This is a genomic window from Nocardioides sp. CPCC 206348, assembly GCF_048654705.1.
Lineage (GTDB): Bacteria > Actinomycetota > Actinomycetes > Propionibacteriales > Nocardioidaceae > Nocardioides.
Genome location: NZ_JBMCZA010000229.1, coordinates 20,380 through 30,691 on the forward strand (window position 1 = coordinate 20,380; position 10,312 = coordinate 30,691).

Genomic DNA, 10,312 nt, shown 5'->3' on the forward strand with positions numbered 1-10,312 from the left:
ACTGCTGGCCAGCGGGCTGGCCGTACTGCTGGGGCTGCTGCGGCTGCTGCGGCTGCGCGGGCTGGCCGTAGCCCTGCTGCGCGCCACCCTGGTTGAAGTCGGCGGCGCGGTTCGGCGCAACGACGGTGGCCTGGTCACCCGGGAGCTGCGGCGCCTGCGGGGTCTGCGGCGCCTCGGGGGCGGCACCCTGCGCAGGCTGCGTGTGCTCGGTCCACTGCGTTCCGTCCCACCAGCGCTGGCCGCCCTGGCCGTCGGGGTACCAACCGGGAGGGGTCGTGGGCTGGTTGGGGTCAGACATCGGCTTCTCCTTGCACACAAGCGGTTCGTCCGCTCGAACTCGCCCGCATCATGCCACGGTGCGGCCGGTCTCAATCCCGTGCATGACGACTACTTCATCGACAACAGCATCGCTGCTACCCGGCGTCGACGCCGCCGATCCGCCATTCGCCGTCGACGCGGGCCAGTTCGACGGTGCCGCGGTCGACGGGACCACCGCCCTGCCACAGCTCGTCGAACCCGGCCTGGTCGTCGCCGTCGTACGAGAACTCGATGACGTAGCCGACGCGGGCCTTGTCGCCCTCGCTGCTGAACTCCTCGACGGTGATCGTGACCTCGGTGTCCTCCCGGAACGTCGCGAAGCCACCGTCCCGGTTGGCCTTGTCAGCTGCCTTCGCATAGTCGGCACAGTTCGCGAAGGGGTGGCCGTCGAACAGGACGTGGCGCCACTGGTCGGTGGCGAGCTCGCACTCCGTGGTCCAGTCGCCCTCCCAGATCGCGGCGAGGTACTCCTCGCTCACGTCCTCGGCGCTCTCGCCCCGGAGCAGGGCGAACCAGGCCGCGACGGCGACCAGGACCACGACCGTCCCCGCGACCAGGGCGGTACGACGGTTCGGGCGCTTCATGGGGTGCCTGCCAGCCCCGCGACGAAGTCGAGCTTGTCCAGCACGGGAGCGGGGATCACGAAGGGATAGAGATCGCCCTTGCCCATGGAGCGGTTGATCTGGTTGAGCGCGACCGAGAGCGGGATCCACACCGTACGGACGAGCTCGCGGAAGCTGGCGGAACCGGTCCCCTGCCACAGGTCGTAGGCAGCGGCCGTCTCGCAGGTGTCGCTGATGTGCAGGTAGTGCGCGAACGTCTCGGCGAAGTCCTCGAACGGATGCATCGTCGCGTAGGTCGTGATGTACGAGTCCTCCCACCCCTGGGGCGGGCCCTGCGAATAGTGGCGATCGATGGCGGCCTGGTAGTCGAGGGTGTCGTCACCGAAGAGCTCGCGGCACCGGGCCAGTCGCTCGTCGGTGGTCACCAGTTGCGACTCGATGTAGTGCCCGACCTCGTGCCGCAGATGACCCAGCAGCGTGCGGTACGGCTCGTCGAGCTGTTGGCGGATCCGCTCGCGCCGGGCGTCGTCGGTCTCGGCGAGGTCGATCGTGATCACCCCGTTGTCGTGCCCGATCACGACGTCCTCGCCCGCTGCCTCGCTGCTCGAGAGCATGTCGAACACCAGTCCGCTGATGTCGAAGCCGAGGGTGTCGAGCTCGACGACGAGGTGCCGCTTGGCCGCTTCCGCTTCGGGGAACTGAGCCGTCCCCTCGGGATCGGCCTCCGCGGGCCGGGTGCGGGTGAGGTCGCAGGCCGAGCACTGGCCACCCTCCAGCGGCGCGAGCCACGTGCAACCGGACAGGTTCAGGTTGCGGCAGACGTGCCACACGAGGCCCGCCTCGTCGACGTACGTCCCGGCGTCATCGACGGGGACGATGTCGCGTTCGGCACGGGAGAACCCCAGCGCCGTACCGCACGAGACGCACACGGAGTTCTCGAAGAACAACGGGCTCCGGCAGAGCCGGCAGGCGAACGAGCGCACTCAGTTGTTGAGCGTGATGAGCGCGACCAGCACGACGAACCCGATCAGGCCGAGCGCCGTGAGCAGGCCCATGACCAGGCCGATGCTGCGCGGCTTGCTCGCCGGCGCGAGACCGCGAAGCCCCCCGCCGTACTGTCCCGGCGGCGGACCGCCCTGGAACTGCGGCGGGCCGGCGGGTGCGCCACCACCGAGGTACGCCGGCGGCGGGGCCGCCTGGCCCGGCTGCCCGTAGGCGGGTGGCTGGCCGGGGTGGCCCTGCGGGGCTCCGTGCTGGGGCGGGACTCCGTACGGCGGCTGGCTCATGCCCCCAGCCTAGGAGGGTGCGGGGCTGCACTCCACCCCCTCGCCGGGAATGGGGCCAGGTCGCCACAGGAAGGTCGGCTCCGCAAGGGCCGAAGGACCCGGGCGACAGGGACGCGATGCCACTTAAGTGAAACCCGTGCTCGCCGATGGGGGTGTCTGATGGGGAGACTCACCTCGGGCGAGTCATGGATTCGCCGACCCCGCACAGTGCCGATCGGAGCGAGGGACAGCATGGTCCGCAATGCTGCGCGGTCCGACAGCGACGCCGGTCGCGGCACGGCGGGCCACCGACCGCGCGACGTCGTCGCCGCGGTGTTGCACGCTGCTGCGTCCGACCCGGACGTCGCGCTGATGGTCACCGAGCTCGATGACGAGTTCCGTGACCCGATCATCCGGTGGAGCAACCTCGGAGCCACGGTCCTGCTCGGCCTGGCTCGTTCCGATCTGGACGGCGAACGACTTGCTGCCTTCGTGACGACGCCCGAAGGAGAGCCGGTCACCGCGTCGTATCGCCGCGAACGTCCCACGACGACCTCGGTGAACGTGCGCACATCGGTCGGTGAGGACGTGGCCTGCCTGATGAGCGCCACCCCGGCACCGGACGGCAACCTGTGGACGCTGCAGATCCACCCTGCCCAGTCAGATCTGGAGCTCGCCCTGCGCGCCTCGGCCGACGCCCACGAGCAACGGTTCAAGGTGCTGACGGAGCGCTCCCCCGTGCCCACGATGATGTCGGAGCAGGGGATGCGACTGGGACACGTCAACGACGCGCTCTGCGCGTTGCTGGGTGTCCCCGCGGACAAGTTGATCGGCACCGGCTGGATGTCGTACGTGCACTGCGAGGACCTCGAGTTGATCACCGACACCGTCGTGGCGGTGCTGGCTGGGCAAGAACGCGAGATGGAGGCACGCTTCGTCGACAGCCACCGCCGCGTCCGCTACACCGACGTCCGCTTCACCCCGCTCCACACCCCGGGGCTGGGCGACGGCTTCATGGCCACCCTGGAGGACGTCACCGAACGACGTGCCTTCGAGGAGCAGCTCAGCTATCAGGCCACCCACGACTCCCTGACCGGGCTGCCGCGTCGCGGCAAGTTGTGGGATCACATCAACGAGGCAATGGAGGACCCCGCCGCGGAACTGACGTGCATGTTCCTCGACCTGGACAACTTCAAGTTCGTCAATGACAGTCTCGGACACAAGGCCGGGGATGCCCTGTTGGTGGAGATCGCCCACCGGCTCGTCGGTGCGGTGCGCCCGGGAGACCTCGTGGCACGCTTCGGAGGCGACGAATTCGTCGTCGTGTGCGACACCGGTTCCCTGGACGCCGCGCTCGAGGTGGCCGACCGGGTCCTGCGGGTGCTGTCCGACCCGGTGATGCTCGACGGTGTCGAGATCCGCCCCAGGGCGTCGATCGGGGTGGTTCTGCGTGGCCCCGACCACCACTCCGCCGACGACCTGATCCGGGACTGCGACATCGCCATGTACCAGGCCAAGTCACGCGGCAAGGGCCGAGTCATGGTCCTGGACGAGAGCGCCCGTAGCGCCGCCCAGGACAATCTCGCACTGGTCTCCGACCTCCGCCGCGCCCTCGCAGCGAGTCAGATCACCCTGAACTACCAGCCGATCATGAACTTCGCTGGCGGGCGTTCGCAGTTGGTGTCGGTCGAGGCGCTTGCGCGTTGGAACCACCCCCACAGAGGCCCGGTCGCAGCGGAGACCTTCGTCAGGCTCGCCGAGGACCACGGGATGGTGCGGGAACTGGGCGAGGCCGTACTCGAACTCGCCTGCGCGGCCATGGTCGAGTGGCGTCACCGGCTCGGGAAGCTCGCACCGCCGCACGTCAACGTCAACCTGTCGGCGCTCCAGGTGAACGATCCCGCCCTGGTGCGAACGGTCAAGCGAACCCTGCGACGGTTCGGGCTGCAGCCCGAACAGATCTGTCTGGAGATCACCGAGTCGGCGCTGATGAAGGATCCCGACACGGCGTCGATGATCCTGGGCCAATTGCGCGACCACGGTGTGCGGGTCGCCATCGACGACTTCGGCACCGGGTACTCCTCGCTGGCCTACCTCCGCCAGCTGCCTGTCCACTACCTCAAGGTCGACCGGTCCTTCGTGGCTGAGCTGCAGGACGGGCACATTGCCGTCGCGCAGGCCGTCATCAGCCTGGCGCACAGCCTCGGACTCGGTGTGGTCGCCGAAGGCGTGGAGACCCTGTCGCAGATGCAGATGCTCGAAGAGATGGGCTGCACGCTGGGCCAGGGCTTCGGCATCAGCCGGCCCCTGAAGAGTCCCGACTTCATCGACTGGTGCAAGGCGGGATATCCCACCTCCTTCCCAGCAGGTGTGCCGTGAACGCGGCCGTGGTGGACATCGACGCCGCGCTGAGGAGCCTGGACCAGATGGCCTCGCAGCGCCCCGTGGCGGCGCAGATCGTCGCGACCACCAACAACGACAACACCGGTGCGGGCGACCTGGCCGCCATTCTCGGAGCCGACGTCGCGTTGGCCGCGAAGGTGATGAAGCTGGCCAACTCCGCCTACTTCGGGTTGTCGGGGAAGGTCACCGGCCTGCCCTTTGCCGTGACCGTCGTGGGGTTCAACACCGTTCGCGCGATTGCGACCGTGTCGCTCTCCGGCATCGATGGGGCCGAGGTCCTGCCCGCAGGATTCTGGGACGCCTCGGTCCACCTTGCGGCGGCAACGGGATCGTTGGGACCGGCGTTCCAGGAGACCACCGCCGACGCCATGTGCCTCGGGTTGCTGTCGCAGTTGGGTGCGGCGCTGCTGCACCGCAGCGACGTGGACGGGTACGACCAACTCGTGGCCACGACCGGGCTCGGCGAGGAACGCTTCATCGCCGAGGTCCGTCGCTACGGCATCAGCACGCCGCAACTGACCGCCGAGGCGTTGCAGCAGTGGCACTTCCCCGCGGCCATGGTGGCCGCTCTGCGAGCGGTGCCGGCCGGACCCGAGGGCGCGCTGCTGCGCACTGCGTACGAGGTGACAGCACGCCTGCTTCAGCCAGGCCACCGGAAGAACTCTCTTGCACGGTTGTCACAGAACCGCATCCAGGAGTCACAGTCCGCGACCCGGCTGTCTGCGATCCGTGACGACGTCACGGCACTGCGCGCGGCGTTGGGACTCTGAACAGAGCCCGTCTCACAAGGGGGCGACGTCGACCGACACGAGGAGCTGGGACTTCTTGGCCTCGGTGAAGATGACGCCCTTCAGGGGCGGGACGTCGCCGTAGTCGCGGCCCCAGGCGAGGGTCACGTAGCGGTCGTTCTGCCACTGGTCGTTGGTCGGGTCGAGGGCCAGCCACTCCTCGCCGCCGAGCCAGACGGCGACCCAGGCATGGGACGCGTCGGCGCCGACGATGCGTTCCTTGCCGGGCGGGGGTTCGGTGGCGAGGTAGCCGCTGACGTAGCGGGCGGCGAGCCCGTGGGCGCGCAGGGCGGAGAGGGTCAGGTGGGCGAAGTCCTGGCAGACGCCGGCCCGCTTGGCGAGGATCTCGGAGACCGTCGAGGTCACCGTGGTGGCCGCCGAGTCGTACTCGAAGTCCGCGTGGATGCGGTGCATCAGGTCGGTGACGGCCTCACCGATCGGACGACCGGTGGTCAGCGACACCGCGGCGTAGTCGCGGGCACCCGCGTGGACCGGCACGGCCGCACTGGCCAACGCGAAGTCGGTCGCCTGCCAGGCACCCGGCTGCGACGGGACGAGGAGGGGCCGCGATGCCTCCCACGGCTGCTCCAGCTTGCCGTCGTCGACGATCGGTACGGCGACGTCGACCTCGCCGCTGCCGACGACGACGAGTTCCTTGTGGGGCGTGGTGACCTGGAAGTAGAGAACGGTGTTGCCGTAGTAGTCGGCGTCACGGCTGATGTCGCCGGGCTCCGGCGTCACCGCGACGTCGTACTCCTCGACCTGCTGCCAGGGCAGGCTGCGAGGGACGAGGTGACCGATGCCGAAGCTGTCGGTGACGTCGTCGTCGTAGGTGTAGGTCGTGCGGTGCTCGATGCGGTAGCGGGTCATGGCGTCGCCTCGGCAAGGGTGGGCATGACGCCGAAGACGCGCGGCTTCGGGCCGGTCGCGAAGTGCAGGTCGCGGATCGCGTCGCCCAGGCGCTCGAGCTGACCGGTGACGCTGTCGAGGAACATCACCAGGTGCGGGCGCGCGACGCCGCCGATCGCGCCCAGGGTCGAGACATCGGTCCGCTCGACCTCGGCGACCAGGTCGGCGAGCAGTCGCTCGGGGCGCGTCGAGCCGGTGGACGCGGGCTGCGCGGCCAGGTGCTCCTGCATCCGGTGCAGGCTGAACAGCAGCGACCGCGGGTTCTCCTCGTCCATCAGCAACAGGTCGAGGACCCCCGCCGGACGGACGTAGTCGCGGTAACGGCGGCGGTGGGTGACCGAGCTCTCCGCGGCCGTGAGTACGGCGGCCAAAACCTCCCGGTCGACATCGAGGCCGCGGCGCTCGGTGATGAGGCGGAGCAGGTGGCACACCTGGATGCCTCGTTCGAGGTACCGCCCGACGCCTCCCATGTGCCAGCCGGCATCGCGGATCATGCTCGCCGTCACGCCCTGCAGCGCCAGGACGGCCGTGAGCATCCGGCCGGCGGACTCGGCGATCTGGTGGCTGTGCGGCGAGGCCTGGAGCACGGCGGTGGCCCGCTCCACCGAGCCGAGGGCGCGCCAGACGTCGAGCGACAGCTGGTCGCGCACCTCGGTGAGGACGTCGCGCAGGCCTTCGAGCGAGTGCGCGGCCGACCCGACCCGCGTCTCGTCGAGCAGGATCGACCGCAGGTCCTCCTCGTCGTCCTCGTGGACCGTGCCCGCGAGCCGGTGCACCCCGGACATCAGGACGTCGAGGCTGACGCCGCCAGAAGTGCTCCGCCTGCTGCGGTAGTCGGCGACGAGGACGTGCGTGGTGAGCACCAGGCGGAGCATGTCCTCGGCGCGTTCGGCGTAGCGCCCGAGCCAGAACATGTCGTCGAGGACGCGCGGTACCGTCGCGGGCAGCGACCGCACCGACGTCATCGGCATCACGTCCGTCAGGCCCTGGTCGGGTTGCGCCGTGTCGTCCTTGAGGATCCAGACGTCCTTGCTGCCGAGCGACTTGTCGCCGTCGCGGACGTTGGCGAGACCACCGAGCAGCGGCCGGTAGGCCGAGCCGTAGCGAAGGGTGAAGGTCCGCAGCGTCATCTCCGCGGGCCGTGCCGTGCGGCCGCGCCACGTGGGTGACTGCGACAGCGCGAACGGCTGCTGGCCGACGAACGCGTGCGGCCGGGCGAGGACCGTCAACCGGATCCGCTCGGGCGACGCGCCCGCAAGGGTGAGGTCGGAGCCGTCGATGGTGCGCACGACGAGGTCGTCGAGGTGGTCGAGCACGTGGTCCAGTCCGTCCGGGTCGCCGCACCACCACGTCGGAACGCCCTGCAGCCGCAGCGGCTCGCCGAGCAGGTGCTCGCAGGCGGCGGGCAGGAACGGCAGCAGGCCGGGGTTCTCGAGCACGCCGGCGCCGAGTCCGTTGACGACGCGCACCCGGCCTCGTCGTACGGCTTCGGCAAGGCCGGCCACACCGAGCTGCGAATCGCCCCGCAGCTCCAGCGGGTCGCTCCAGGCGGCGTCGACCCGACGCAGGATCACGTCGACGCGTTCGAGTCGCTGGGGCGTCTTCATCAACACCCAGCCGTCGCGCACCGTGAGGTCGCTCCCCTGCACGAGCGGGAAACCGAGGTTGGTGGCGATCGACGCCTGGTCGTAGTAGGTCTCGGAGTGCAGGCCCGGGCTCATCACCACGACCCGCGGATCGGGCAGGTCACCGCTGGCGGACTGCAGCAGCGCAGAGCGCAGGGCCCAGAAGTACGGCGCCATCCGGTGCAGGTCGGCCTCGCGATAGAGCTCGGGCATCACCCGGCTGAGGACGCGACGGTTCTCCAGCGCATACCCGAGGCCCGACGGCGCCTGGGTCCGGTCGCCGAGGACCTTCCAGGTGCCGTCCTGGTCGCGCCCGAGGTCCGTCGCCGACAGCACCAGCGGCCGCGGGTCGTTGGCCGACGCGCGCGCCATCACCCGCGAGAAGTCACGGTGTCCGAGCACGACCGCCGCCGGCACGATGCCCGACGACAGGAGGGTCTGGTCGCCGTACAGGTCGGCGAGGACCGCGTTGAGGAGCTCCGCACGCTGCGCCAGGCCGACCTCGAGGACCTGCCACGACGCAGCGTCCAGCACGAACGGGACGGGGTCGAGACGCCAGCGGGACGGGCGTTCGCCGGGCCGCGAGTAGGTGACGCCGTCGTCCTCGAGGAACCGCGCGATCTCCTCGGTGACCCGGTGCATGTCCTCCGGGCTGATCTGGGTCGCGATCTCCGCGAGGCGCTTCCAGGGCGCGCGCAGCGACCCGTCCGGGCCGACGACCTCGTCGTACCTCGGGCTGGCGTCGTTGCCACCGTCCGGATGATCGGCTGACCCCTGCGTGAGGGTCGGCTGGGTCAGTCCCGCGGCGTAGTCGCGGAGAACGGTCACGGGCCGCTCCGGGCCCTCACCCTGCGCAGGTCGAGGGTGTGGGGATATTCGGTCGAGGCGACCTCGCGGGCAGTACGACGAAGGGCGGCCACGTCGATGCGGCCGGCCGTGTTGCGGGCGGTCTCGAACCGGGCTGCGCGCCGCGCCCCGGCCTCCTGTGCGTTGACCGGCGGGTGGTCGTAGTTGCGGCCTCCCGGGTGGACCACGTGATAGGTCGCACCGCCCAGGCTGACACCGGCGTCGAGGTCGACCACGTCGAAGGTCAGCGGGGAGTCCACCTCGATCGAGGGGTGCAGCGCCGACCACGGCTGCCACGCCTTGTAGCGGACGCCGCCGTAGAAGGTGTCGCTCGCGTCGACGCGGGTCATGGGCACGGGAACACCCTGACACGTGACCAGGTGCCGATCGGGGTTGATTCCAGCAACCGTCACCTGGATCCGCTCGACCGACGAGTCGACGTACCGGGCCGTGCCGCCACCGGTCGCCTCCTCACCGAGGACGTGCCACGGCTCGACGCCCTGGCGCAGCTCGAGGTGGATCGCACCGCCTCCGGCGGCGGTGAAGTCGGCGAACCCGATCCGCGGGAAACGGAACTCCGTGAACGGCGCCAACCACGACGGATCGAAGTCGATGCCGAAGTCGGCGAGGTCGGCGACGACCTCCGCGATGTCGGCGATCGCGCCCTGCGGCAGCAGGAAGTCCTCGTGCAGACGGGTGCCCCAGCGAATCAGTGGGGCGGTCGACGGGTCGATCGGCTGCTCCCAGAACATCGCGACCAGGCTGCGCACGAGCAGCGCCTGCACCAGCGCCATCTGCGGGTGCGGCGGCATCTCGAAGCCGCGCAGCTCCAGCAGGCCGAGGCGGCCGCGCGAGGAGTCGGGGCTGTAGAGCTTGTCGATGCAGAACTCGGCGCGGTGCGTGTTGCCGGTCAGGTCGGTCAGCAGGTGGCGCAATGCGCGGTCGACCAGCCAGGGCCGCGGCCCGCCGATCCATTCGTCGTCCTCCTCCGCGACGTCGTCGAGGCTCGCGAAGCTCGCCATCAGCCGCGCCACCTCGGCACAGGCGATCTCCATCTCGTAGACCGCCTCCGGCCGGCCCTCGTCGAAGCGCGGCGCCTGACTGGTCGGGCCGATGAAGCGCCCGGAGAAGAGGTACGAGAGCGACGGGTGCCGCTGCCAGTAGGTGATCAGGCTGACCAGCAGGTCGGGGCGCCGCAGCAACGGGCTGTCGATCGGCTGCGGTCCACCGAGCGTCAGGTGGTTGCCGCCACCGGTGCCGGTGTGGAGCCCGTCGTGGTCGAACTTCTCGGTCGTCAGCTGCGCCAGCCGGGCCTGCGAGTAGAGCGTCGTCGTCAGGTCGCGCATCTCGGGCCAGCTGCTGGTCGGCTGCACGTTGACCTCGATGACGCCGGGGTCGGGCGTGACGGACAGCTGGACCAGCCGCGGGTCGGGCGGCGGCTGGTAGCCCTCGAGCACCACCGGGCAGCTGATCGCCGCAGCCGCGGTCTCGACGAGATGCAGCAGGTGTACGTAGTTCTCGAGCTCGCTGGTCGGCGGCAGGAACACGTGGACGTGCCCGTCCCGCTCCTCGAACGCCAGCGCCGTGCGCTCCGC

General features: G+C 70.1%; 9 protein-coding genes. 2 read left to right on the forward strand and 7 right to left on the reverse strand.

What is annotated here, in order from left to right:
• From ACOADB_RS25915 to ACOADB_RS25930, 4 genes are all read right to left on the reverse strand, one after another.
• Window positions 1–298: DUF2510 domain-containing protein (locus ACOADB_RS25915; protein ID WP_378605746.1), on the reverse strand; the 298-nt coding region annotated here is incomplete at its 3' end.
• 115 nt (window positions 299–413) lie between these two features.
• Window positions 414–902: a hypothetical protein gene (locus tag ACOADB_RS25920; protein WP_378605749.1), complete on the reverse strand. Its 489-nt coding sequence runs from the start codon at window positions 900–902 to the stop codon at window positions 414–416.
• Window positions 899–1,864, reverse strand: coding sequence for a zinc-binding metallopeptidase family protein (locus tag ACOADB_RS25925; protein ID WP_378605752.1), 966 nt, complete (start codon window positions 1,862–1,864; stop codon window positions 899–901). Before ACOADB_RS25925 ends, ACOADB_RS25920 begins: the two co-directional genes overlap by 4 nt.
• Window positions 1,865–2,167, reverse strand: a complete 303-nt coding sequence (locus tag ACOADB_RS25930) for a hypothetical protein (protein WP_378605755.1) — start codon at window positions 2,165–2,167, stop codon at window positions 1,865–1,867.
• Between the two features lie 231 nt (window positions 2,168–2,398).
• On the opposite strand from ACOADB_RS25930, the gene ACOADB_RS25935 reads away from it, so the two are divergent.
• Window positions 2,399–4,525, forward strand: coding sequence for a putative bifunctional diguanylate cyclase/phosphodiesterase (locus ACOADB_RS25935; protein WP_378605758.1), 2,127 nt, complete (start codon window positions 2,399–2,401; stop codon window positions 4,523–4,525).
• Window positions 4,522–5,319, forward strand: a complete 798-nt coding sequence (locus tag ACOADB_RS25940) for an HDOD domain-containing protein (protein ID WP_378605761.1) — start codon at window positions 4,522–4,524, stop codon at window positions 5,317–5,319. The genes ACOADB_RS25935 and ACOADB_RS25940 overlap by 4 nt, the downstream gene beginning before the upstream one ends.
• 12 nt (window positions 5,320–5,331) lie before the next feature.
• Here ACOADB_RS25940 and ACOADB_RS25945 read toward each other — a convergent pair whose 3' ends face one another.
• From ACOADB_RS25945 to ACOADB_RS25955, 3 genes are all read right to left on the reverse strand, one after another.
• On the reverse strand, window positions 5,332–6,207 hold the full coding sequence (locus tag ACOADB_RS25945) for a transglutaminase family protein (protein WP_378605764.1): 876 nt from the start codon (window positions 6,205–6,207) through the stop codon (window positions 5,332–5,334).
• Entirely contained in the window at window positions 6,204–8,699 is a 2,496-nt protein-coding gene (locus ACOADB_RS25950) for a circularly permuted type 2 ATP-grasp protein (protein ID WP_378605767.1), read from the reverse strand. Before ACOADB_RS25950 ends, ACOADB_RS25945 begins: the two co-directional genes overlap by 4 nt.
• The coding region (locus ACOADB_RS25955) for a transglutaminase family protein (RefSeq protein ID WP_378605770.1) at window positions 8,696–10,312 on the reverse strand (1,617 nt) is incomplete at its 5' end. The genes ACOADB_RS25950 and ACOADB_RS25955, both read right to left, overlap by 4 nt.